This window comes from Acidovorax sp. Root267 (assembly GCF_001429215.1).
GTDB classification, from domain to species: domain Bacteria; phylum Pseudomonadota; class Gammaproteobacteria; order Burkholderiales; family Burkholderiaceae_C; genus Acidovorax; species Acidovorax radicis.
Genome location: NZ_LMJC01000030.1, coordinates 115,868 through 140,246, shown reverse-complemented (window position 1 = coordinate 140,246; position 24,379 = coordinate 115,868). Strand labels below are relative to the sequence as shown.

21 protein-coding genes are annotated in these 24,379 nt (G+C 66.2%); 13 read left to right on the top strand and 8 right to left on the bottom strand.

Annotated elements, in window-relative coordinates; genetic code table 11:
• Positions 1-120: 120 nt before the first annotated feature.
• The 3 genes from ASE39_RS19240 to ASE39_RS19230 form a co-directional block, all read right to left on the bottom strand.
• Entirely contained in the window at positions 121-1,422 is a 1,302-nt protein-coding gene (locus ASE39_RS19240) for a UDP-N-acetylglucosamine 1-carboxyvinyltransferase (RefSeq protein ID WP_057272201.1), read from the bottom strand.
• A gap of 199 nt (positions 1,423-1,621) precedes the next feature.
• Positions 1,622-2,098 (bottom strand): (2Fe-2S)-binding protein, encoded by a 477-nt coding sequence (locus ASE39_RS19235; RefSeq protein ID WP_010461796.1) that lies wholly within the window; start codon positions 2,096-2,098, stop codon positions 1,622-1,624.
• Positions 2,099-2,106: 8 nt separating this feature from the next.
• The gene (locus ASE39_RS19230; protein ID WP_057272200.1) at positions 2,107-4,377 is read right to left on the bottom strand and encodes a xanthine dehydrogenase family protein molybdopterin-binding subunit; all 2,271 of its coding nucleotides are present in this window, start codon (positions 4,375-4,377) and stop codon (positions 2,107-2,109) included.
• A gap of 394 nt (positions 4,378-4,771) precedes the next feature.
• Between ASE39_RS19230 and urtA the strand changes: the two genes are divergently transcribed.
• The 5 genes from urtA (at position 4,772) to urtE (ending at position 10,656) form a co-directional block, all read left to right on the top strand.
• Positions 4,772-6,043, top strand: a complete 1,272-nt coding sequence (urtA, locus tag ASE39_RS19225; protein ID WP_057272199.1) for an urea ABC transporter substrate-binding protein — start codon at positions 4,772-4,774, stop codon at positions 6,041-6,043.
• A 164-nt stretch (positions 6,044-6,207) separates the two neighbouring features.
• Positions 6,208-7,788 carry an urea ABC transporter permease subunit UrtB gene (urtB, locus tag ASE39_RS19220; RefSeq protein WP_057272198.1) on the top strand — a complete coding sequence of 527 codons (1,581 nt, stop codon included), beginning with the start codon at positions 6,208-6,210 and terminating at the stop codon, positions 7,786-7,788.
• Between the two features lie 7 nt (positions 7,789-7,795).
• Positions 7,796-8,923 (top strand): urea ABC transporter permease subunit UrtC, encoded by a 1,128-nt coding sequence (gene urtC / locus ASE39_RS19215; RefSeq protein WP_057272197.1) that lies wholly within the window; start codon positions 7,796-7,798, stop codon positions 8,921-8,923.
• Positions 8,920-9,795 (top strand): urea ABC transporter ATP-binding protein UrtD, encoded by an 876-nt coding sequence (urtD, locus tag ASE39_RS19210; protein WP_010461788.1) that lies wholly within the window; start codon positions 8,920-8,922, stop codon positions 9,793-9,795. The genes urtC and urtD overlap by 4 nt, the downstream gene beginning before the upstream one ends.
• Before the next feature lie 168 nt (positions 9,796-9,963).
• A complete protein-coding gene (urtE, locus tag ASE39_RS19205; RefSeq protein ID WP_057228753.1) occupies positions 9,964-10,656 on the top strand; it encodes an urea ABC transporter ATP-binding subunit UrtE in 693 nt (230 codons plus the stop codon).
• Between the two features lie 120 nt (positions 10,657-10,776).
• Here urtE and ASE39_RS19200 read toward each other — a convergent pair whose 3' ends face one another.
• Positions 10,777-11,697, bottom strand: a complete 921-nt coding sequence (locus ASE39_RS19200) for a LysR family transcriptional regulator (protein ID WP_057272196.1) — start codon at positions 11,695-11,697, stop codon at positions 10,777-10,779.
• A gap of 199 nt (positions 11,698-11,896) precedes the next feature.
• On the opposite strand from ASE39_RS19200, the gene ASE39_RS19195 reads away from it, so the two are divergent.
• From ASE39_RS19195 to ASE39_RS19185, 3 genes are read left to right on the top strand one after another with little or no spacing between them, the layout of a single operon-like run.
• Entirely contained in the window at positions 11,897-12,910 is a 1,014-nt protein-coding gene (locus tag ASE39_RS19195; RefSeq protein WP_057272195.1) for a porin, read from the top strand.
• Complete coding sequence (locus ASE39_RS19190; RefSeq protein WP_010461782.1) at positions 12,900-13,922, top strand: tripartite tricarboxylate transporter substrate binding protein; 1,023 nt, start codon at positions 12,900-12,902, stop codon at positions 13,920-13,922. Before ASE39_RS19195 ends, ASE39_RS19190 begins: the two co-directional genes overlap by 11 nt.
• Before the next feature lie 33 nt (positions 13,923-13,955).
• A complete protein-coding gene (locus ASE39_RS19185) occupies positions 13,956-15,824 on the top strand; it encodes a CocE/NonD family hydrolase (protein WP_057272194.1) in 1,869 nt (622 codons plus the stop codon).
• A gap of 135 nt (positions 15,825-15,959) precedes the next feature.
• Here the strand turns inward: ASE39_RS19185 and ASE39_RS19180 are convergent, their stop codons facing one another.
• Positions 15,960-16,787, bottom strand: coding sequence for a phosphatase PAP2 family protein (locus tag ASE39_RS19180; protein ID WP_057272193.1), 828 nt, complete (start codon positions 16,785-16,787; stop codon positions 15,960-15,962).
• Positions 16,788-17,103: 316 nt separating this feature from the next.
• Here ASE39_RS19180 and ASE39_RS19175 point away from each other — a divergent pair, with 316 nt between their 5' ends.
• Together ASE39_RS19175 and ASE39_RS19170 are read left to right on the top strand one after the other, a co-directional pair.
• Entirely contained in the window at positions 17,104-18,171 is a 1,068-nt protein-coding gene (locus ASE39_RS19175; protein WP_057272192.1) for a diacylglycerol kinase family protein, read from the top strand.
• 32 nt (positions 18,172-18,203) lie between these two features.
• Positions 18,204-18,998, top strand: a complete 795-nt coding sequence (locus ASE39_RS19170) for a metallophosphoesterase (RefSeq protein WP_057228743.1) — start codon at positions 18,204-18,206, stop codon at positions 18,996-18,998.
• Positions 18,999-19,065: 67 nt separating this feature from the next.
• On the opposite strand, the gene ASE39_RS19165 is transcribed toward ASE39_RS19170, so the two are convergent.
• The 3 genes from ASE39_RS19165 to ASE39_RS19160 all read right to left on the bottom strand — a co-directional run bounded on the left by ASE39_RS19165 (position 19,066) and on the right by ASE39_RS19160 (position 21,281).
• Positions 19,066-20,244 carry a porin gene (locus ASE39_RS19165; RefSeq protein WP_242421497.1) on the bottom strand — a complete coding sequence of 393 codons (1,179 nt, stop codon included), beginning with the start codon at positions 20,242-20,244 and terminating at the stop codon, positions 19,066-19,068.
• A gap of 134 nt (positions 20,245-20,378) precedes the next feature.
• A complete protein-coding gene (locus ASE39_RS27310) occupies positions 20,379-20,504 on the bottom strand; it encodes a hypothetical protein (RefSeq protein ID WP_010461771.1) in 126 nt (41 codons plus the stop codon).
• 39 nt (positions 20,505-20,543) lie between these two features.
• Entirely contained in the window at positions 20,544-21,281 is a 738-nt protein-coding gene (locus ASE39_RS19160) for a TetR family transcriptional regulator (RefSeq protein WP_010461769.1), read from the bottom strand.
• Positions 21,282-21,451: 170 nt separating this feature from the next.
• On the opposite strand from ASE39_RS19160, the gene ASE39_RS19155 reads away from it, so the two are divergent.
• From ASE39_RS19155 to ASE39_RS19145, 3 genes are read left to right on the top strand one after another with little or no spacing between them, the layout of a single operon-like run.
• Positions 21,452-22,441 (top strand): tripartite tricarboxylate transporter substrate-binding protein, encoded by a 990-nt coding sequence (locus ASE39_RS19155; RefSeq protein ID WP_057272190.1) that lies wholly within the window; start codon positions 21,452-21,454, stop codon positions 22,439-22,441.
• A 37-nt stretch (positions 22,442-22,478) separates the two neighbouring features.
• Positions 22,479-23,303, top strand: a complete 825-nt coding sequence (locus ASE39_RS19150) for a cyclase family protein (protein ID WP_057228733.1) — start codon at positions 22,479-22,481, stop codon at positions 23,301-23,303.
• Positions 23,300-24,346, top strand: a complete 1,047-nt coding sequence (locus tag ASE39_RS19145) for a fumarylacetoacetate hydrolase family protein (protein ID WP_057272189.1) — start codon at positions 23,300-23,302, stop codon at positions 24,344-24,346. The genes ASE39_RS19150 and ASE39_RS19145 overlap by 4 nt, the downstream gene beginning before the upstream one ends.
• Positions 24,347-24,379 lie beyond the last annotated feature (33 nt).

Sequence of the window (24,379 nt, the reverse complement as noted above, 5' to 3'; positions counted from 1 at the left end):
ACAAGCTGCGGCCCTGCGCGTCAGGCGTTTTCCACCCAGCGTTCGGCGTATCCCGCTCTTTCTGGAGCGTGCCCTTGGCGCGGCAGCACCTCGCCGCCCCGAGGCAGCGGACTCCGCCGTTCACTCCTCGCTGGTCCACTCCACCTGCACGCCCAGGCTGCGCAGGTTTTCCACGAAGTGCGGGTGGGCACGGCGGATCGGCGTGGCGTTGCGGATCTCAGAGCGCCCAGGCGTGCTCGCCGCCACCATGAAGAGCGCAATCGCGACGCGGATGATGTAGGGGCTCTCGACCACGGCCGGGCTCAGGGGGTTGCCGCCAAAGGTGACCAGGCGGTGCGGGTCGGACTGGAACACGTGTGCGCCAAACTTCGACAGCTCGCCCGCCCAGCCCAGCGCCCCGTCGTACACCTTGTTCCAGAACAGCGCGTTGCCCTCGGCGCGCACGCCCAGGGCGATGAAGATGGGCAGCAGGTCCACCGGAAAGTACGGCCAGGGCGCAGCCTCTACTTTGGTCAGCACATTGCTGGTGAATGGCGTTTGCACCTTGAGCGGGCCGTCGCAATGCGCGCGCGACCATCCGTCCTTGTGGGTGATCGTGACGCCGAACTTGGCAAACGTGCGGTCGATGAGCGGAAAGTTCTCGGGCGCGCTGTTCTTCACCACCACATCGCCGCCCGTGATCGCGCCCAAGGCGAGGAAGGTCGTGATCTCGTGGAAGTCTTCGTCGAAACGGAACTCCCCGCCACGCAGGGCCGTGCCGCCATGCACTGTGATGCGCGAGGTGCCGATGCCCTCGATGTGCACGCCGATCATGGCCATGAAGCGGCAGAACTCCTGCACATGGGGCTCCGACGCCGCGTTGGTCAGCACCGATGTACCCTCGGCCGTGGCCGCGCATAGTACGAAGTTTTCGGTGGTGGTCACCGATGCATAGTCCAGCCAATGGTGGTTCGCCTGCAGCCGGCCCGCGCTGCGGATCAGCAGCGAGCCCTCGGCCCGTTCCACCGTGCCGCCAAAGCGGCGGAACACCTCCACATGCGGATCAATCTCCCGCACGCCCAGCGTGCAGCCTTTCACGTTGTCCTCCAGCCGCGCCACGCCAAAGCGCGCCAGCAGCGGCGGCACCAGCATGATGGACGAGCGCATCTCTTCGGGCAGTCGGTGGTGGGCGGCGTCGAAGGTGGTGGCGTGGTGGTGCAGGTCGAGTGTGCCGGTGGCGTGGTCCATCAGCACCTCGCTGCCCAGGGTGCGGAAGATGTCGAGGATCTTGCGCACATCGGTGATGTCGGGCACGCCGAGCAGTCTGAGCGGTTCGTTGGTGAGCAGCGTGGCGCACAGCACGGGCAGCACCGCGTTCTTGTTGGCAGAAGGGGTGATGCGGCCCCGAAGCGGGGTGCCGCCGTGGACGACGAGGTTGGACATGGGTGTATGGGGAAATGAGGGGCCGGCGGGCAAGGCCGCTACTCTAACGGGCCTGCGTGGAGGGCTGGGTGTAGACCGGGCTGCAGGCCGGGGCAGAGGCCGCCCTGCGGCTGTCAAGCGCCCGGAAATTCAAGTGAAAACGGGTTGCAGCGCTTTACTTATATTTGCTGATTGCTATAAAAAACAGAGCATATGGGGATCAGCTCGCTGGGCTTTTTCCCGTGCCCGTCCCCGCCGCCTGATGGATCGCCGCCCGGATTCGCGGGTAGGTGCCACACCGGCACGCGTTGCCGCCCATCGCGGCATCGATGTCGGCATCGCTGGGCTTGGGTGTTTTCTTCAGCAGCGCGCAGGCCGACATGAGTTGCCCGCTCTGGCAGTAGCCGCACTGCGCCACATCCAGCACCGTCCACGCGGTGCGCAGGGCCGTGGCTTCGGGGCCTTGCAGGCCTTCAATGGTGGTGATGTCGGCATCGCCCACGGCCGACAGGGGCGTGATGCAGGCTCGCACGGGCTCGCCGTTCAGGTGCACGGTGCAGGCGCCGCACAGGGCCATGCCGCAGCCGAACTTGGTGCCGTTCAGATGCAACTCGCCGCGCAGCACCCACAGCAGCGGGGTGTCGGGTTCGGCGTTGATGGAGATGGCTTTGCCGTTGATGCGCAGGGTAGTGGGCATGGGGTTCCTTAGGCCAGTTTCAGGGGCAGGGCGCGCAGGCGCTGCCCGGTCAGGGCAAACAGCGCATTCGCCACCGCAGGCGCAATTGGCGGCACGCCGGGCTCGCCCACGCCCTCGGGCGGCTCGGCGCTGTCGATGATGTGGGTCTCCACACGCGGGCAGTCAGCCATGCGCAGCAGCGGCAGGTCGTGAAAATTGCTTTGCTGCACCTGTCCATCCTTCAGGGTGATCTCGCCATACAGCGCCGCCGTCAGGCCAAACACCACGGCGCTTTCCATCTGCTGCGTGATCAGGTTGGGGTTGATGGCGGCGCCGCAGTCGATCACGCACACCACGCGGTGCACGCGGATGGCCTTGTCGGCACCTACCGACACCTCGGCCACCTGCGCCACGATGGAGCCGAACGACTGGTGCAGCGCCACACCGCGCGCACGCTTCTCGCCTGCCTCGCCCGGTGCCAGTGGTTTGCCCCAGCCCGCCAGTTCGGCCGCCTTTTTCAGCACTGTCAGGTGGCGTGGGTGTTTTTGCAGCAGCGCTGCGCGGAAGGCCACGGGGTCTTGTTTGGCCGCGTGGGCGGCCTCATCCACAAAACCTTCCTTGAAAAACGCCTGGTGCGAATGCCCTACCGAGCGCCAGAAGCCCACGGGCAGCGGTAAATCGATGATCTCGTGCGCAATGCGCGCATGGGGCCATTCGTAGGGCTGGTCGAAGGCACCTTCGGACGTGGTCTTGTCGGGGCCAGCGCCCGCCAGGCCAAAGGTGCGCACCAGCACCTGCGGCACGATGGCCTGGCCCACGGAGATGTTGTGCCACGCCACCAGTTGTCCCTGTGCATCAAACCCGGCCTTGAAGCGGGCCATGCAGGCAGGGCGGTAAAAGTCGTGCTGCGTGTCCTGCTCGCGGGTCCACAGGGTCTGCACGGGCGCACCACCGGCTACCTTGGCAATGGCGGCGGCCTGGCCCACGTAGTCCACCTCCAGCCGCCGCCCAAAGCCGCCTCCCAGCAGCAGCTGGTGCACGGTCACTTTCTCTTCGTCGATGCCCAGTGCCTTGGCGGCTGCCATGCGGGCCAGGCCCGGCACCTGGGTGGATGTCCACACGGTGGCGGCCCCGTCCTTGAATTGCACCGTGCAGTTGATGGGCTCCAGCGCAGCGTGTGCCAGGTAGGGTGCGCGGTAGTCGGCGGTGAGGGTGGTGGCCGCGCCCTGCATGGCCACGTCCACATCGCCCGCGCTGTGGTAGCCAAAGCCCTTGGCTTCGTCCAGCGCCTGGGCCAGGCGCGCCACCACGGTCTCGCTCGACAGCGTGGCGGCGGGGCCGTGGTCCCATTCCACGGTGACAGCGGCGGCGGCCTTTTTGGCATGCCAGGGTGTGTCGGCAATGACCGCCACGCCACCGGTGCCCCCGTGGTGAGGCGCCACGGCCAGCACGTGTTTCACGCCCGGCAGCTTCTGGGCGGCGGCTGCATCAAAGCGGGTCACCTTCCCGCCACGGGTGGGGCACATCACCACGCTGGCGTGCAGCAGGCCGGGCGGGTGGGCGTCGATGCCGAACACGGCCGTGCCATCCAGTTTGGACGGCGCCTCGATGCGCGTCAGCGGCTTGCCGATCAGCTTGAACTGCGCGGGTTCTTTCAGCGTGACCTTGCCCGGCATGGGCTGCTGCGCGGCCAGAGCGGCCAGCTCGCCAAACGTGGCGCGCTGGCCGGCCACATGTTCCACCACGCCCGCGTTGGCCGTGCACTCTGCAGCTTGCACGTTCCACTGCGCGGCGGCGGCACGGATCAGCAGGGCGCGCGCGTGGGCACCGGCCTCACGCATGGGCAGCCACAGGTCTTTGATGCTGCTCGATCCGCCTGTCATCATCACGCCCACCTCGCGCATGGTCTTGGCTGTCAGCCAGCCCGCCACAGCTTTGATCGATCCGTCGTTGTCGGGGTGGAACGGCAAGCCGTCCACCACGGTGGCCAGGTTGTTGTAGATGTCGTCGATGGGCGCCATCTCCAGCCGCACCTGCGCCCAGTCGGCATCCAGCTCTTCCGTCAGGATGGCGGCCAGACCCGTGTGTGCGCCCTGGCCCATTTCGGACTTGGCCATCATTACCGTCACTGTGTTGTCGGCGCCCACCTTGAGCCAGCCGTTCAGCGCTGCCTGCCCGCTGGCACTGGGCACGGGGGCGGCCGGGTGCAGGCGCTGGCGCGGCGGCATCACGCCCCAGCCAATGACCAGCGCGCCCGCTGCTGCGGCGCCACCGAGGAGCACTGTGCGTCGTTTCACCATGGGGTCATTTCCTTCGTGGCGTAGGTTGGCTGGTTGGAGGGCATGCGGGCCCGGTGCAGAGGGCGATGGTTCAAACATCGTAAACCCGCGGCCGGGATTCCACCGGCACTCCAGGGACTTGATATTTTGGGTATTTTTTGCCGCCAGCGCTTATCCATAGTGCGCTAAAAGCTATTAAATGCATAGCGTTTCGCCTACCCGACACAGCTTCGGTGTGCAGACCCCGGCTGTCTGCAGCCGGGCCGCGGTGTACGCCACCCGGCGTATTTCCCAAGCCGGCCCCGCTCTCCAGAATCCATTCCATCGCCCGATCCGCCACGGCTCCACCACGGAGCCCGCCGGGCGAAGCGGTTTGATTGATTCACTGATTGAAACCACCACCGGAGAAGCACACATGCAACGTCGTTATTCCCTCAAGGCCCTCGCGGCCGTCGCTACGCTCGCTGGCCTGTCTGCGCTGCCAGCCCATGCCCAGGACACGATCAAGGTCGGCATCCTGCACAGCCTGTCGGGCACCATGGCCATCTCTGAAACCGTGTTGAAAGACACCGTGCTCATGGCCATCGACGAGATCAACGCCAAGGGCGGCGTGCTGGGCAAGAAGCTCGAACCCGTGGTGGTGGACCCGGCCTCCAACTGGCCCCTGTTCGCCGAAAAGACCAAGCAGCTGCTGGGCCAGGACAAGGTCTCGGTCATCTTCGGCTGCTGGACCAGCGTGAGCCGCAAGTCGGTGCTGCCCGTGGTCGAGGAAATGAACGGCCTGCTGTTCTACCCCGTGCAGTACGAGGGTGAGGAACTCTCCAAGAACGTGTTCTACACCGGCGCCGCGCCCAACCAGCAGGCCATCCCTGCGGTGGACTACCTGATGAGCAAGGACGGCGGCAGCGCCAAGCGCTGGGTGCTGCTGGGCACCGACTACGTCTACCCCCGCACCACTAACAAGATCCTGCGCGCCTACCTCAAGAGCAAGGGCGTGAAGGACAGCGACATCGACGAGAAGTACACCCCCTTCGGCCACTCTGACTACCAGACCATCGTGGCCGACATCAAGAAGTTCAGCCAGGGCGGCAAGACGGCCGTGGTCTCCACCATCAACGGTGACTCCAACGTGCCCTTCTACAAGGAACTGGGCAACGCGGGCCTGAAGGCCAAGGACGTGCCGGTCGTCGCCTTCTCCGTGGGCGAGGAAGAACTGCGTGGCGTGGACACCAAGCCACTGGTGGGCCACCTGGCCGCCTGGAACTACTTCCAATCCATCAAGAGCCCCGAAAACACGGCCTTCATGAAGAAGTGGGCGGACTACGCCAAGGCCAAGAACATCGCCGGCCACAAGGACAAGCCACTGACCAACGACCCGATGGAAGCCACCTACATCGGCATCAACATGTGGAAGCAGGCGGTCGAGAAGGCCAAGAGCACCGACGTGGACAAGGTGATCGCCGCCATGGCCGGCCAGACCTTCAAGGCACCGAGCGGCATCGTCAGCAAGATGGATGAGAAGAACCACCACCTGCACAAGAGCGTGTTCATCGGCGAGATCAAGGCCGATGGCCAGTTCAACGTGGTGTGGAAGACGCCCGGCCCCGTCAAGGCCAAGCCATGGTCTCCTTACATCGAAGGCAACGACAAGAAGAAGGACGAGCCGGACGGCAAGTCGAAGCTGTGATTCGGTACACCCCCCTGAGGCGCTTGCGCGCCTTCACCCCCTCTCTCACGCTTGCGCGTGGGAGGGGGGACGCCGCCAGCGCGGCGGGGCGGCCCTTGCGCGGCGGCCCTCGCTTCTAGATCGCGCGTGCTTTGCGGCCCACTGCTTTTCACACAGCTCTCGTCATGCTTGCTTCCATCTTTTCTCGCTTGATCGCCTGCCTGCTGTTGTGCACAGCGGTGCAGGCGCACGCGCTCACGGCCGAGGCGGCGCGGGCCATGGCGGCGGGTGATACCGATGACCGGATCGCCGCACTGCAGGCCGCCATTGCCACGCCCGACGACGCCACTGTGGCCTTCATCCGTGCCATGGGCGACGATGCGGTGAAGATCGCGGGCGACAAGGCCATCGTCGTCAAGGATGGCAAGGGGCTGGACCCCGTGACCGGCGCCGAGGTGCCCGTGCCCGACGATGCCGAAGACATCGTCAACAACAACCGCATGCGCGGCGAGTTCGACACGGCGCTGGCCTCGCTGCAGCTCATGTCCACGGATGTGGCCCAGCGCCGCAAGGCCATCGACGCGCTGCGCGAAGAGACTGACGAGGCCCGCCTGCCGCTCGTCGAAAAGGCGCTGGCCGCCGAGCAGGATGTGGCCCTGAAGGGACGCCTCACCAGCATCCGCGCGCGCATCCTCCTGAGCAGCAGCGATGCCGCCAAGCGCCTGGAGGCTGCACAGCACCTCGCGACCAGCGGGAACCCCGCCACGCGCACCGTGCTGCTGGAGCAGCTGCGCAGCGAAGAAGACCCCAAGGTCAAGGCCGCCCTGCAGGCGGCACTCAAGACGGTGGAAGACAGCCTGCAATGGGGCGAGCGACTGGCGGCGATGTTCACGGGCATCAGCCTGGGCTCCATCCTGCTGCTGGTGGCGCTGGGCCTGGCCATCACCTATGGCCTGATGGGCGTGATCAACATGGCCCATGGCGAGTTGATGATGATCGGCGCCTACGCCACGTATGTGATGCAGGGCATCTTCCAGAAGTATTTCCCTGGTGCCTTCGACTGGTACCTGGTCGCCGCCGTGCCCGCTGCCTTCATGGCGTCAGCGCTGATGGGCGCGGTGCTGGAGCGCAGCGTGATCCGCTTTCTGTACGGCCGGCCGCTCGAGACCTTGCTGGCCACCTGGGGCATCAGCCTGATGCTGCAGCAGCTGGTGCGCACCGTGTTCGGCGCGCAGAACGTGGGCGTGGAGAACCCCTCGTGGATGAGCGGCGGCGTGCAGCTCATGGAGAACCTGCAGCTGCCCTGGAACCGCGTGATCATCGTGGCCTTTGCACTGGCGGTGCTGGGCGGCGTGGCCTTTCTCATCAGCAAGACGCGCCTTGGTTTGTTCGTGCGCGGCGTCACGCAAAACCGGCCCATCGCCTCGTGCATGGGCGTGAACACGGCGCGTGTCGATACCTACGCCTTCGCGCTGGGCTCGGGCATTGCGGGTCTGGCGGGCTGCGCGCTCAGCCAGGTGGGCAACGTGGGGCCGGACCTGGGCCAGGGCTACATCGTCGATTCGTTCATGGTCGTGGTGCTCGGCGGCGTGGGCCAGCTGGCTGGCACCGTGTATGCCGCGCTGGGCCTGGGCGTTCTCAACAAGTTCCTGGAAGGCTGGACGGGCGCCGTGCTGGCCAAGATCGCCGTGCTGGTGTTCATCATCATCTTCATCCAGAAGCGGCCGCAGGGCATCTTCGCGGTGAAGGGCCGTACGGCGGATTGAGACCGTTATGACTACCCCTGCTATCCAACTCCCCGCACCCGCTCCGCTGCTCACCCGCAGCGGCTGGTCTGCCTTCATCGTCGCGCTCATCGTGGTGTGCGCCGTGGCACCCGTGCTCAACCTGTGGGTGTCGGCCGGCAGCCCGCTGCACCTGTCGGACTACGCCGTGGCGCTGCTCGGCAAGATCATGTGCTACGCCATCTGCGCGCTCGCCATGGACCTGATCTGGGGCTACACCGGCATCCTGAGCCTGGGCCACGGCCTGTTCTTCGCGTTGGGCGGCTACGTGATGGGCATGTACCTCATGCGCCAGATCGGCCGTGACGGTAATTACAAAAGCGACCTGCCCGACTTCATGGTGTTCCTCGACTGGAAGGAGCTGCCCTGGCACTGGATGCTGTCCGACAGCTTCGTCGCCACGCTGTTTCTCATTGTGGCGGTACCGGGCGTGATCGCGTTTGTGTTCGGCTACTTCGCGTTCCGCTCGCGCATCAAGGGTGTGTACTTTTCCATCATCACACAGGCCATGACCTACGCCGCCATGCTGCTGTTCTTTCGCAACGAGACGGGCTTTGGCGGCAACAACGGGTTTACCGATTTCAAGCGCATCCTGGGCCAGCCGATTGCCACGCAGAACATGCGCATGCTGCTGTTCGTGATGACGGGCGTCACGCTGCTGGTGTTCTTCCTGCTGGCGCGCTGGCTGGTGCGCAGCAAGTTCGGCCGCGTGTTGCAGGCGGTGCGCGACGCGGAGACGCGCGTCATGTTCTCGGGCTACTCACCGCTGCCCTACAAGCTCACCATCTGGACCATCAGCGCCATGATGTGCGGCGTGGCGGGCGCGCTGTACGTGCCCCAGGTCGGCATCATCAACCCCGGCGAGATGAGCGCCGCCAACTCCATCGAGATCGCGGTCTGGGCCGCAGTGGGCGGCCGCGCCACGCTGATCGGCCCCATCGTCGGCGCCTTCATCGTCAATGGTGCCAAGAGCTGGCTCACTGTCACGGCGCCGGAGTTCTGGCTGTACTTCCTGGGGGCGTTGTTCATCGCGGTCACGCTGTTCCTGCCCGATGGCGTGGTGGGCCTGGTGAAGAAGCTGAAGAAAAACAAGAAGACTGAAGGAGCCGCGCCATGACGCCCGATCTGATGGACGAAGGCGCAAGGCGCATTCAGGCCAAGCTGGCACCCGCTGCGCTGGGCCAGACCGAATCCGGTGGCCGCGCTGCAGGCTTCTCGCGCATCGCCACGCCCGGCGAGGTGGACATCACCCACGGCCGCATCCTGTACCTCGAAGACGTGAACGTGAGCTTTGACGGCTTCAAGGCCATCAACAACCTGAGCCTGGACATCGCACCCGGCGAGCTGCGCTGCATCATCGGCCCCAACGGTGCGGGCAAGACGACGATGATGGACATCATCACTGGCAAGACGCGGCCGGACAGCGGCACGGTGTACTTCGGCTCGACCATCGACCTGTTGCGCCACAACGAGCCGGAGATCGCGAGCTTGGGCATAGGCCGCAAGTTCCAGAAGCCCACGGTGTTCGAGCAGCTCAGCGTGTTCGAGAACCTGGAGCTGGCCTTGAAGACGCACAAGGGCGTGAAGTCGAGCATGTTCTTCCGGCTGGACTCCGCGCAGTCGGACCGGCTGGCGGAGATCCTGCACACCATTCACCTGGCCGACAGCGTGGCGCGCATGGCAGGGAACCTGAGCCATGGGCAAAAGCAGTGGCTCGAGATTGGGATGCTGTTGATGCAGGACCCCAAGTTGCTCTTGCTGGACGAGCCCGTGGCGGGGATGACGGATGAGGAAACGGCGCGCACGGCAGAGCTGTTTCTGACGCTCAAGGGCAAGCATTCGCTGATGGTGGTGGAGCACGACATGTCGTTCATCCGCACCATTTCGGAGATCGTGACGGTGTTGTGCGATGGGGCCGTGCTGGCGCAGGGCACGCTGGACCAGGTGCAGGCGGATGAGCGGGTGATTGAGGTGTATCTGGGGCGGTGATGGATGCTGCCTGCTCTCTTTTCTTTGCGGGCGGTGCGCTGTTGCGAAGGGTGGGGCCGGGACGACTCTCGGAATCCGAACTCAGTACAGGCGCACCAAATGCTTCTAAATTAATAGCTGCTAGCGCTTGATGGATAAGCGCCAGAGGCCAAAAAGGCTCCAAATACCATGCTCACCGTCCAAAACATCAACCAGTACTACGGCGGCTCCCACATCCTGCGTGATGTGAGCCTCTCCGCGCAGGCCGGCAAGGTCACCGTCCTGCTCGGGCGCAACGGCGTCGGCAAAACTACGCTGCTCAAAAGCCTCATGGGCCTGGTTCCTATCAAGAGCGGGGGCATCACGTTCGACGGCAAGCCCATCGACAAGACCACGCCGTACGACCGTGCCCGCGCAGGCATCGGCTTTGTCCCCCAGGGCCGCGAGATTTTTGGCCGCCTCACGGTGGAAGAAAACCTGCGCATGGGCCTGGCCTACAAAAGCGGTTCCACCCCCGTGCCGCCGCACCTCTACGAGCTGTTCCCTGTGCTCAAGCAGATGCTCAAACGCCGTGGCGGCGATCTTTCCGGTGGGCAGCAGCAGCAGCTGGCGATTGCCCGGGCGCTGGCGCCAGGGCCGCGCCTGTTGATCCTGGACGAACCCACCGAAGGCATCCAGCCGAGCATCATCAAGGACATCGGCCGCGTCATCCGCATGCTGGCCGACAAGGGCGAGATGGCCATCCTGCTGTGCGAGCAGTACTACGACTTTGCGCAGGAACTGGCCGATGAGTACCTGGTGATGGAGCGCGGCGAGGTCATCGCCCGCGGGCCAGGTAGCGAGATGGAGGCCAAGGGCATTCGCAACCTCGTGGCGATTTAAGAGCGCGCGCCCTGAGTCGCCTGCGGCGCCTTCCCCCTCTCTCGCTGCGCGGGAGGGGGACGTACCCGGCGGCCTGGAGAAGCCAGTTCCACGGGTGCACTGGCGAGGGGCGTGCCAGTTTCAGGGAGCTGAAGGCAATGCGACGGCGGGGGAAGGTGCTTCCATCGCCTCCACCAGCAGCCGGGTGAAGGTGTCCTGCAGCGGCGAGTTCGTCGCGTTGGCCACCGTCGCGATGCCCAGCTGGTAGGCGATGCGGGGCCTGAACGGGCGCGACGTGATCGCCTCGTACGGGCAGTGCTGCGCCAGCAAGGCGTTCACGATCGAAACCCCCAGCCCCTGGGCCACGTGAGCGCAGGCCTCGCTGATGGAGTGCACCTCCAGCGCCACGCGCGGCTGCACGCGCCGTTGGCGAAAGGCCATGTCGATGTCGTGGCGGATCTGCCGCTGGCGCCCCAGCAGGATCAGGCTGACGTCGATCAGGTCGGTGGGGCTGACCTCTGCCAGGCCTTCGAGTGCATGGCCCCGGGGCATGATGCACACGGCTTCGGAGTCCAGGCTGGCGCGGGTGCTCAGTCCCTGCATCTCCATGGGCAGGCGCACGAGGCCGATGTCCGCATCGCGGCTCAGCAGTGCGCGCTCGGTGTCGTTGTACGAGCCTGACAGCACCTCCAGCACCACGTCCGGATGGGCCTGCATGAAGCGCTTGGCCAGCAGCGGCATCAGCGTGGTGGCCAGCGTGCTGGGCACCGCCACCTTCAGCAGGCGCCGCTTGAAGCCGCCCAGGCGCAACTGCTCGGCATGGCGGCGAAAGCACTGCGCCGAATCCATCAGCACCTGGGCGTCGTGCAGCAGCGCATGGGCTTCGGCCGTGGGACTCAGGCGACCCTTTTCGCGCACGAACAGACGCAGGGCCAGGTCTTCCTCCAGCTGCGCCAGCAAACGGCTGATGGCGGGCTGCGACAGCCCCATGCGCTCGGCCGCGCCGGTGGTGGAGCCGCTGAGCATGATGGCCTGGAAGGCCTCGAGTTGCTTGAAGTTCATGGGGTGGAAAAGGGGCAGACGTTCGGGTATGCAGGCAGCCGGCCTGCATCTTTGCACTGCTGCAACGCCAGCGCAAACCTGCGGTCTATTGCATAGGGTCATCAGCGTTCGTCATAGCGTTGTGGCCGAGCACCTCGCTCCACAGAATCGGCGGCGTCATCAGCCAACCTGGCACCACCCCTTCAAGGAGCAAGATTTCATGAGGCGCTCATTTCCCTTCGCGCTGGCCGCCTGCGGCCTTTCCGTTTCGGCGGCGGTGCCCGCTGCCGCACAGGACCTGCAGGTCTATGGCCAGGTGCGGCTCACCGTCAACAATGTCAAGACCGGCAACGCCGGTTCCGTGACGGAAGAGCGCGACAACGCATCCCGCCTGGGCTTTCGCGGCAAGGAGGACCTGGGCGATGGCCTGGCCGCCCTGTTCGGCCTGGAGATGGGGCTCGAAGCTGACTCCGGCGCCGCCACCACGCCAGCGTTTCGCAACAGCTATGCCGCCTTGCGCGGCGGCCTGGGCACAGTGGCGCTGGGGCGGCTCGACTCGGCCAACCCGACCGGCTCGCCCCTGTATTCGCAGGTGACGCGCATCACATCCTTCGCTGCCAACGATGCCGGGGCCACGGCCATCGGCACCTCCATCCTGAATGCGCGCAACCGCACGTCCAACGCCATCGGCTACCAAAGCCCCACCTGGGGCGGCGTCAACCTGCGGGCGCGCTACTACCTGCGCGGCGACGCCAAGACGCCCGAGCAGGAAAACGGCGCCAAGTCGCTGGACCTGGGTCTTAACTATGCCGAGGGGCCCTGGTCGGCAGGCATCGGCTACGGCAAGGACACGCGCCCGGGCGGCCTGCTGGCCAACGAGTTCTCCAGCAAATGGCAGGCCGGCATGCGCTACGACTTCGGCGCGATCGAGCCCTATGTGCTGCTGGGCCGCGATACGTACGCCAGGACGTCGGCGACCACGCGCGCCGATGTGGACTACTGGCTGGTTGGCACGCGCTTTTCGGCCGGCCAGCACGCCATCGTGGTCAACGTGATGCAGCGCGATGTGCAGGCGTCGCTGCGCGGCCTGCGCAAGCGCCAGCAGGTAGCCTATACCTATGCCCTGTCCAAACGCACCGAGCTGCAGGCCTTCATCGACCGCGACGGCATCGATTCGAGCCGCAGCAATGTGTCCGTGCGCGCCATCGGCGCAGGAGTTCGCCATGATTTCTAGAACGACCACCAACCCTGCAGCCCCGCGCCGCCGCTTCGTGCTGTGCACGCACCACCGGCTGGTGGCCGGCCTGGCGTGGTTGGCACTGATGCTGGCGGCGCCGCAAGCCGCCCATGCCGCCGAGTTCCCCGAGAAGCCCGTGCGCATCGTGATTCCGTTTCCGGCAGGGGCAGCTGCGGATACGGCCATGCGTGTGGTGGCACGCAAGATGTCGGACCTGTGGCGGCAACCTGTCGTCATTGACAACCGGCCCGGTGCGCACGGCTTTCAGGCGGTCACTTCGGCGCCCGCAGACGGGTACACGCTGCTGATGGGGGCTGGTTCGGGCATGGTGACGGCGCCGCTGCTGTCCAGCAAGCTCTCGTACAACCCGTCGCGTGATTTTGTGCCCGTGGGACGGGTGGTGATCAACGTGCCCATCCTGACCACACATCCGAGTCTGCAGGTCCGCACGGTCCAGGAACTCATTGACCTGGCCCGCAAGAGCCCGGGCACGTTGAACTACAGCACCAGCGGCAATGGCAGCCCCGGGCACCTGTCGATGGAGATGTTCCAGGCCGCCACGGGCACGCGCATGGTGCAGATTCCCTACAAGGGAGGCGGCCCCGCCGTGAACGAACTGGCGGGGGGCCACGTGCAGCTGGGCATCAACGCCGTGCCCAGTGTGGCGGCGCACATCCGGTCTGCCAAGCTCGTGCCCCTGGCGGTGGCAAGCGCCAAGCGCTCGCGGGCATTCCCCCAGGTGCCAACGATGGCCGAGGCGGGCCTGAAGGATTTCGAGTACGACATCTGGTACGCCCTGTTCGCCCCCACGGGCACTCCCTCGGATCTGGTCCACAAGATCAGCAAGGTGCTCAAAAGCGCGTTGGTCGATGCCGAGGTGGCCAGCCTGCTCGTGGCCCAAGGAGCGGAGCCTGCGCCCACCACACCGCAGGAGCTTGCACGCTTCATGCAGGACGACACTGCGCGCTGGGCCAAGCTGGTCAAGGAACGCAACCTCAAGCTCGATTGAGTGGGCCAGTCCATGAACACAATGACGATTTCAATGGCTGCCCAGTCAATGGCTACACAGAGCGGCGTGACCCGGCACACCCATGGGGTGGCCATGCGCGACGGGGTTCGCCTTGCCACCGACGTGTACCTGCCCACGGCCACTGCACACACACTGCCCGTGCTGCTGGAACGAACGCCCTATGGCAAGGATGCCGAGACCCGGCGCGAGCGCACGGCGGCCAACCCTGCTCCCATGCGGCGCGGCGAGGTGGCCGCCCGCTTTGCCCAGGAAGGCTACGCCGTGGTGGTGCAGGACTGCCGTGGGCGCTTTGACTCGGAGGGCCAGTTCACCAAGTACCTGGGCGAGGCCCACGACGGTGCCGATACGATGGAATGGATCATGGCGCAGCCCTGGTGCAACGGCCAGGTTGGCACCTATGGCCTTTCGTATGCCGCCCATACACAGACCGCACTGGCCAGCCAGCGGCCCACTGGGTTGAAAGCCATGTTTCTTGAATGCGGCGGCTTTGCCAATGCCTACCGAGGGGGCATCCGCCATGGCGGGGCTTTCGAGCTCAAGCAGGCGGTTTGGGCGCTGCGCAATGCGCGCAGTGGTAGCAACCACATCAGCGAGTCCGCTCGAAGGGCGCTGGATGAGGCTGACATTGGAGCCTGGTTTCAGCGGCTGCCCTGGTCCCGGGGAGATTCGCCGCTGCAATGGGCACCCGAGTATGAGGACTATCTCTTCGGGCAATGGGAGCGTGGCACCTTCAGCGACTACTGGCGCCAGCCCGAGCTGTATGCGGCCGGTCGCTACGAAGCGTTTGACGGCCTGGCCGTCATGCTGATGTGTGGCTGGTGGGACCCCTATGCGCAGACCACGACCGACAACTATCTGGGCCTTTCACAGCGCCCGGATTGCAAGGCGCGCATGGTGCTGGGCCCCTGGACACATGGCGAGCGCAGCGTCCCTTACGCCGGCGACGTGGATTTTGGGAACGCCGCGGTGCTCGATGGCACGCTGGCCGATGACTACGTGGGAATGCGGCTGGCGTGGTTCAACCATTGGCTCCGGGGACAGCCGTTGCCCAAGGGGCAGGAAGATGCCGTGCGTTACTTTCGCATGGGCGGGGGCTCTGGGCTGCGCACGCCCGAGGGCCGGTTGGACCATGGTGGAGCCTGGCGCAGTGCCACCGGTTGGCCGGTGCCAGGTACCAGCTTCACCCCCTGGTACCTGTGCCCGCAGGGAGTGTTGTCCGAGGTGGTGCCCGAGCAGGAAAGCAAGGCCACCTTCGAGTTCGACCCGGAGCGCCCGGTGCCCACCATCGGCGGTTCCATCACGTCGGGAGAACCCTTGATGGTGGCTGGCGCGTACGACCAGCGCACCGGCGAGGGCATTTTTGGCACGCAGGAACCCTTTGGGCCGCTGGCTGACCGGGACGACGTGCTGGTGTTTCAAACGCCGCCACTCGATCAGGATGTGGAGGTGACAGGTCCCATCACGATCGAACTGTGGGTGTCGTCCACTGCGCCAGACACCGATTTCACAGCCAAGCTGATCGACCAGTACCCGCCCAGCCACGACTACCCGCTGGGGTACGCGATGAACCTGACCGACGGAATCCTGCGCTGCCGCTACCGGCATTCTTGGGAGCAGCCCGGGATGATGGAGCCAGGGACGGTGGTGGAAATCACGATCGAGCCCATGCCCACCTCCAACCTGTTTCGCAAAGGCCACCGTATCCGGCTTGACGTCTCCAGCAGCAACTTCCCTCGGTTTGATGTCAACCCCAATACCGGGGCTCCCGAGGGCAGTGCCGGGCCTCGAAAGCTTGCGCGCAACAGTGTTCACATGGGGCCAGGCTGTCCGTCCCGCGTGATGTTGCCGGTGCTGGTGGTGCCCGAGTGTCCAGCCTGGTAACGAGGGTCTTGGGGCAGGGATGGCCTGAGCGGAGCATTGCTTGCTTTGGCCGCCCAGGGGCAAGCTCCGCAGGCAGCGCAGGTAGCTCCGTGATCCCGCAACACGCCCTGCGGAGTCGTGCGTGGGCCGGGCTGCTCACCTGCTGGCAAGCGAGGGGGCTGCACCACGCCAGCGCGACACACTCTCCACGATCAGCACCGTGCACAGCACCCATGTACCGGCGAGCAACCAGCCTGCCAGCACATCGCTGGCGTAGTGCACCTGCAGCACCACGCGGCTCCATCCCGTGGTGAAGATCAGGGCGCCCGCGGCCATCGCGGCGGGCAGGTGCCAGGCGCGCGGCAGCAGCCGCGTGGCCAGATAGGCCAGCAGGGTGTAGGCCGTCATGGACGCGCTGCTGTGCCCGCTGGGAAAACTGAATCCATCCTCCTGCGCGATGCCGTGAACATGTTCGGGTCGCACGCGTTCAAACAGCGCTTTGAGGATCTTGGTCAGTGCACCGTTCCCTGCCAGGGCCACCAGCCAGCCGGTGGCCAGCAGCCGGTGCTGGCGCACCCATAGCGCCACCGCCACCACCACCGCAGCCCCTGTGAGCACCCATGAGTCACCCATGTGGGTCAGGGCTGCAAACCAATTCAGCATGGCCGTGTCCGCCTGGGCGCGCAGGCCAGCGGCAATGGCGTCGTCCAGCGCACCCCAGTGGCCCCCCGTGCGCCCGCTTTCGGCCAGCTCGGCCATCGTGGCGCCCGCCAGTACCAGCGCGCCAGCGCTGGCGCCCACGGCGGCCACCACCACCCCGTGCGCCCGCGCTGGCAAAAAACGGCGCAGCGGCGGGCTGTGGCGCCGCACCGTGCGCAAGCCGCTCAGTGCCAGCGCACCCCACAGGGCCGCAGCCACCATGCCTGCAAGCCACCATTCCAGGGGGTGGCTCGCCAGCAGCGCTCCCAGCTCGGGAAGTTCCATTGTTGTCATCGGCATCGGTTGTCAGCGGCTTTCATCGTCCAGATTGTCTGGACCCTTAAGGGAATCGGGCGTTGTACCGGAGTTCCCTACATCCCGCCAAAGCACAGGTGTATGGCGCCCCTGTGCGACGGGGCGCCACGGGGACGTCTGTCGGCAACCTCTGACAGGGCAAGGGCGCAGCTGCTGGCTGCGGTACGAGGTCAGTTGGGCGACCATTCAGTCCATTGCATTACAAAAATCAGGACGGCGAGAGGGTCTGCCGGGTGCAACCCGTTCCCGGCAATTTCCCGCCGCTTCCTGACACCGCTACCGAACCATGACCCCTTCCGAGCATCCCCATCCCGTCCGTCCCCACGGTCCCATCCATCTGGTGGTGCCCAAACGCCCGGGTGCCGATCTGGATCTGCTGCGTGCGAAATTGGAGGGTGTGCCCGCCCTGCAAGAGCACAACGTGGTCTGGCATGTACCCGACCAGCGGGGCGACATCGTGCAGCTGGCGCGCGACGCTGCGCAGGCGGCCCTGGCCGATTGTGGCCTGGTGGTGGCGGCCGGGGGCGACGGAACGATCAATGCGGTGGCCTCGGCGGCGCTGTGGGCGGGCGTGCCGCTGGGCGTGGTGCCGATGGGCACGTTCAACTACTTCAGCCGTGAACATGGCCTGGCCCTGGATCCTGAAACCGCTGTGCAAGACATGCTGCAGGCGCTGCGCGATGGAGACCTGCGCCCGGTGCAGGTAGGCTTTGTCAACCGGCGCATGTTTGTCGTCAATGCCAGTGTGGGCCTGTACCCCAAGCTGCTGGCCGACCGCGAAATGGCGTCGCGCCGTTTTGGCCGTTCGCGCTGGGTGGCCGTGGCGGCTGCGGTGTGGAGCATGTTCCGCCCCTCGGCAGGCCGCCGCTGGCGGGTGGTGATGAAGACACACCGTGGTGCCCAGGCCCAGCAGGAAGAGCATCTTGTCACGACACTGTTTGTGGGCAACAACCCGTTGCAGCTCGACCGCATGGGTTTGCCACAGGCACAAATGGTGGCCGACGGTGGAAAGCTCGCTGTGGTGATGCTCAAGCCGCAAGGCCGATGGGCCATTGCGCGCACGGTGTGGAATGCGGCCACGGGGCAGCTGCACAAAGACAATGCCGTGGTCAGCATGGCCTGTACCGAGCTGACCGTGACCCCAGCCAGCTGGCGCCCACCCCAGGTCAAGCTGGCGTTTGACGGGGAGCGTGAATGGATGGCCCCACCCCTGCATTTCCGCCTGAGCGAGCGGCCGCTGTGGCTGGTGGCACCCACGTTGCTGATGCGTGATGATGCGCCCCAGGCGCAGTCCGATGAGGCACGAGCCCATGCGTTTGTGCCCGCTCCGGCAGAAGGCCTGCTGCCCGCTTGACGCAGTATTTTCAACCCTCGCAGAGAGCACCGATGACCGTTTTGATGCACCTGTCGGATCTGCACTTCGGTGCACACGATCCAGCGGTGTGTGCGGCCGCACAGCGGCTTGCGCAGCGGCTGGGGGTGGCGATGGTGGTGGTGTCGGGGGACCTTACCCAGCGCGCCACGGCCCTGCAATTTGAGCAGGCCGCGCGGTTTGTGCAGGGCCTGCATGCCCGCTCCAATCTGGTGCTGGCGGGCAATCACGACCTGCCTTTGTTTGCCTGGTGGATGCGCTGGGGCAGGGCCTATGAGCGGTATGCGCAACAGTTCGGCATCGACCAGGAGCCCGTGCGGCAAATGGGCGCCTTTTACGTGGTGGGCGTCAACACCACCCGCGCCTGGCGGCACGAGCGGGGTAGCCTTTCGTCGGCACAGATCGATCATGTGGCCATGCTGCTGGCGCGTGCGCCGCCGGACGCCTGGCGCATTGTGGCCAGCCACCACCCCCTGGTGTCCCGTGACCCCACCGACCGCGCACACCGACCCCACCGGGCGGATGAAGCGGTGCAGCGCTGGCGCACGGCGGGCGCCCAGATGCTGCTGTCGGGCCACGTGCATGAGCCGGGCGTGCTGCAGCCGTTGCCGGGCCTGTGGGCCTGCCGCGCCGGCACGGCGGTATCGCACCGACTGCGCCACGGCAGCCCCAACAGCCTGGTGGTGTTGACCGTGGAGGCATCGGGCACTGCGGTGGGAGGCTGGGCCCGTTATGCCGCGCGCTGGGACTACGACCAAGCGGCGGGAGAGTTTATGTGTGTGTTGCGGCAGGCGGTGGGAGCACTGTGACTCAAAAAAGGGGCGCCCGAAGGCGCCCCAACCTTGGGACTCTCAGCAGATTTTTCCGAAAAACAGCTCAGAAGCGGTGGCGCACCCCCACGGCAAAGCTGGTGCCCTGCGCGCTCACCACCGAGGGCGGCGCGGGCAGCGTGCGGGTTTGGGTGCTGTCGCGCATCACCATGGCATACAGGTCGGTGCGTTTGGACAGGAAATAGTCGTACCCCACGGTGAATACCCTGCGCTCCACATTGCCACCTGCCAGCGTGGCGGGTACGGGGCCCACGGTGTCTCCCGTGCGGCGGGCGGCGTAGCCCGCCAGCACGCGGCCAGCGCCCACGGGCATAGAGGCGCTGACGTCCCACACGCGGTACGACACGTTGAGCGGCGTGGTGGCCGTGCCCCGGTTCTCGATGCGGCCCACGTGGGCGAACAGCTTGACCACCTCGAAGTCGTACGACGCCGCCAGTTGCCACGCGCGCGTGTTGTTGGCCGAGGTGCCGTCCGCAAAAGTGGTGGGATTTTTCTGAACGCTCTGCCATGCCATTGACGCTGCCATGGGCCCTTGGGCGTAGGCCAGACGCGCAGCGCTGTTGCCGCCGCCCTGGCCTTCCGAGATGGAATGCGCCACCGACCCGTTGAAGCCCGCGAAGTGGGGGCTGTCGTACACCAGGGAGTTGGCCCAGGCGGTGCCACCGGTCAAAGGGCCACCGATGAACGTGGTGAGGTTGAGCGGCCCGAACACGGTGGAGTCGCCAAACGCGTTGGACGTGATGGCGTTGAGGAACAGCAGCGACGTGACGTTGCCTGCGCGCACGCGTCCCCAGCGGGGGTGGGCCAGACCCACCCAGGCGGCGCGGGAGAACACCGGGTCTGCGGCCACGCTCACGGGCGCTGGCAGGGCATCACTGCGCCCGGTGGCTCCAGAGTCATTGCGCACAAAGGAGGAGAGTTCGAACTGGGCCGACAGTCCGTCCCCCAGGTCTTCATTGCCACGCACGCCCCAGTGGCTGGTGGACATGCCGCCGCCGTCCAGCTTGGTCACGGCGCGGTCCTGTGCATTCACGCCGCCTGCGGGGCTGGCGAAGCGGCCCACCGCAGCGTCCACCAGGCCATAGAGCTGCAGGCCGGGCCCCTGGGCGGGCTGGGCATGTGCGGCCAGGGCTGCGGTGGACAGTGTGGCAGTGCCCAGGGTGCGCGCCCACAGGCGGTGGCGGGCCACAGGTCGGGAAAGAAGGGAGAAATGGCGGGGCGTCATGGTGTCTTTCGGTTCGTAGGTCGGGAAAGCGGGCGCGAACGGGCCCACGGCGCAGCCGCAGGCGGCTGTTCCGAAACGGGCGGGTTCGGCAGGGCGGGGCTATTCAGCGTCTTGTGAACGCTGCAAGGGGGCGGCTAGGGTGCGCCGGTCTGGCGTGCCGATTCCGCTGGGGTGGCGGTGGTGCGCTGGCCTTTGCGCACCCGGGGGCGGGTGGCTGGGGCGTGGATACGGGCGATGTGGGTCATGCGGGGCTGGCGCATGGGGCGAATGCGGGAGGGGCGGGCGGCCGTGGAGCCGAGTCAGTGCACCGCACCGCCACAGGCACCACGCATGCCCTGCGCCACAAAGCGCACCAGCAGCGGGCCGGCTGCGGCCTCGTCGCCGGGCTGGTTCTGGCCGTAGGACAGGCGTTCGATGCGCTGGTCGTTCACGTGGTGCAGCAAGGCCCCCAGTGCGAACTGGTAGCACCAGGCGGCCTGGCTGCGGGTGGCCTGGGGCAGGGCGGCGGCAATGGCGTCGATGAACGCATGGGCCAGTGGGTCGAACAGCTCGCGGATGATGGGCTCGTCTTCTTCCAGGTGGTCGTTCATGCCACGCGACAGCAGGCGCAGAAAGTGGTGGCCCGCAGGCTGGCGTGCCACCTCCAGCACGGGCAGCACGAAGGCCTTGACGATTTCCTCCAGCAGCTGACCGGGTGGGGCCGCCTGCTGGGCTTGGGCCAGTGACTGCAGCCGCACGTCGATGTAGCCGGCGTGGGCGCGGAAGATGGCGTGGTACAGCGAGAGCTTGGGCCCGTAGTAGTAGCCCACCAGGGCCAGCGGCACACCGGCTTCGTCGGCAATGTCGCGGATTGACACCCCGTGGAAGCCGCGCGTGGCAAACAGCCGCTCGGCGGCCTGCAGGATGTTGGCCTGGCGATTGGGCGCCAGCGTCTCGTCACTGGCGGCGCTGCGGCTGGCGGCCCGCTTGCGGGCTGGGGCTGCGTCGGCGGGGGACGGCGTGACGGAGGTTTTTGGGGCAGATTTTGGTCGTGGCATAGGCTGGTTTATACGTTTGTATAAATTTATTGAACACTCGTACAAACCCCAGTTGATGGCGATTTGTACGTTCGTATAATTTTTTGCATGGACGCGTTGAAAGCCTTGCTGCACAAGGCCGGCGCGGACACCGGGCAGTTTGCCCATCTTGCCAATCAGGAGACAACGCCATGATCACCCGCCGCCAGTTCACCCAGTTTTCTGCCACCCTGTTGTCCGCCGCCTGGGCCGGCAACACCTGGGCGCAAGCGCCCAAGGCCCCGCTGCCCGATGTGGCAAAAATCATCACCGGCTTTCCGGCCGGTGGCACCCTGGATGCCTTGGCCCGCCGCGTGGCCGACCGCATGCGCGACAAATACGCCGCAGCGGTGCTGGTGGACAACAAACCCGGCGCGGGTGGCCAGATCGGCATCCTCACGCTGCGCGACAGCCCGGCCGATGGCTCCAGCCTGCTCGTCACGCCGTCGTCCATGTTGTCCATCTACCCGTATACCTACCCCAAGCTGCGCTACACGATGGAGGACGTGGCGCCCGTGTCGCTGGGCGCGATGATGGACCACGGCCTGGCGGTGGGCCCAGGCACCCCCGAGAGCGTGCGCACGCTGGCGGACTACCTGGCGTGGATCAAGGCCAACCCGAACAGCGCCAGCTACGGCAGCCCCGGCGCGGGGTCCATGCCCCACATGGTGGGTGTGCTGCTGAGCCAGTTCGCCAAGCAAGACATGCTGCACATCGCTTACCGGGGCACCGTGCCCGGCATGCAGGATCTGCTGGGCGGGCAGATCCCCGCGTTTTGGGGGCCGATTGGCGACTACCTGCAGCACGCCAAGGGCGGCAAGCTGCGTGTGCTGGCCATCGCCGGGGCCAAGCGGTCGCCCTTCCTGCCCCAGGTGCCCACGCTGCAGGAGCTGGGTTACCCCCTCAAGGTCAGCGAGTGGTATGGATTCTTCCTGCCTGGCAAGGCGACGCCCGAGACCGTGCTGCGTGCGTCCGATGCGCTCAGGGTGGCGCTGGCACATCCCGAGGTGATCGAGCACGGCAAGCAATACGGGCTGGAGGTCAAGTCGTCCACCGCCGCCGAGTTGGCCAGCATGCTCAAGGCCGATGCCAACCAGTGGCGCGGCCTGATCAAGCAAACGGGTTTCACGGCCGAGTCGTGATGCGTAGACCCATTTCTCCCTTGCACGGTTGCACTCCATGACTTCTTCCTCCCCCCGCCGCATCGTCGATATCTCCATGCACCTGGAGAACGATGTCGTTTCCGACCCGCCGGGACTGGGCCCGCGCATTCGCTACATCGACCACCAGATGAGTTTTGACGACCTGGCGCAGTTCTTTCCAGGCCTCAAGAAGGAAGACCTGCCCGACGGCGAATCCTGGGCGGTGGAGGACGTGCAGCTCAACACCCACAACGGCACCCACCTGGACGCGCCCTACCACTTTGCCTCCACCATGGACGGCGGCCAGCGCGCGCTGTCCATCGACGAGGTGGACCTCAACTGGTGCTTTCAGCCCGGCGTGAAGCTTGATTTTCGGCACCGGCCCGACGGCTACGTGGTGCAGGCTGCCGACGTGCAGGCCGAGCTGGCCCGCATCGGCCACACGCTGCAGCCACTGGAGATCGTGGTCGTCAACACCCGCGCCGGCAGCGCCTACGGCACGGCGGGCTACACGCGTGCAGGCTGCGGCATGGGCTACGAGGCCACGATGTACCTGCTGGAGCGCGGTGTGCGCCTCACGGGCACCGACGCCTGGAGCTGGGACGCACCGTTCGCCTACACCGCGCAGCGCTATGCAGAGAGTGGTGACGCCTCGTTGATCTGGGAAGGCCACAAGGCCGGGCGCGACATCGGCTACTGCCACCTCGAAAAGCTGCACAACCTGGAAGCCCTGCCTGCCAGCGGCTTCTATATCTCGTGCTTTCCGGTCAAGGTGCGCGGCGCCTCGGCGGGCTGGACGCGGGCCGTGGCGATCTTCGACCCGGTGCTGCCGCTGCAGCAGGCGCAAGGGGCGCTGTCATGAAACTCGCCACCCTGCGCAATGGCCAGCGTGACGGCCGCCTGGTGGTGGTGTCGGCCGATGCCCGCCGCTGCATCGATGCGTGCACCGTGGCGCCCACACTGCTCGATGCCCTGGAGCGCTGGGGCACGGTGGAGCCTATGCTGCAGGCGCTGTCCCGGACGGTCAATGCGCCCGCCGCCCTGGGTTCCATGCCCTTCGACGCCCGTGAATGCTCAGCCCCGCTGCCACGCACCTGGCAGTGGCTGGATGGCTCTGCCTTTCTGAACCACGGCCACCTCATGGAGCGCGCTTTCAAGGTGCCGCCCGTGGCCGACTTCGAGACCATTCCACTCATGTACCAGGGTGCAGCCGACGACTTTCTGGGTCCGCACGACGATGTGCCCCTGCCGTCCGAGGCCGACCAGATCGACTTTGAGGGCGAGTTTGGCGTGGTGCTGGACGAAACCCCCATGGGCGTCACCGCAGAAGATGCGCTGCAGCATGTGCGCCTCATCGTGCTCATCAACGACTGGAGCCTGCGCGCCTTTGGCCCGCGCGAGGCCAAAAGCGGATTTGGTTTTCTGCAGGCCAAGCCCTCCACCGCCTTTGCGCCCGTGGCCGTCACCCCCGACGAGCTGGGCCTGGGCTGGCGCGGTGGCCGGGTGCACCTGCGGCTGCAGACGCAGCGCAACGGCGAGTGGTTTGGCCACCCGTACGGCGGCGCCATGCACTTTCACTTTGGCCAACTCATCGCGCATGCGGCCCGCACGCGCAAGCTGTCGGCCGGAACCCTCATCGGCTCGGGCACCGTGTCGAACGCGGAGGTGGATGTGGGGTCGTCCTGCGTGGCCGAGCGCCGCATGGTCGAGGCCCTGGCCGAAGGCGCGCCGCACACGCCCTTCCTGCGCTTTGGCGAGCGGGTGCGCATGGTGGCGCTGGACGACCAGGGCCATCCCGGGCCGTTTGGCGTGATCGACCAGACCGTGGCGTTGGCCCGAGCGGTTGGCCCCGAGGGTGAGGTGGCTGCGGTAGCTCCTATTTTGATAGCTGTTGGCGCTTTCTAGTCAAGCGCTGGGTGCCAAAAAACATCGGATTTT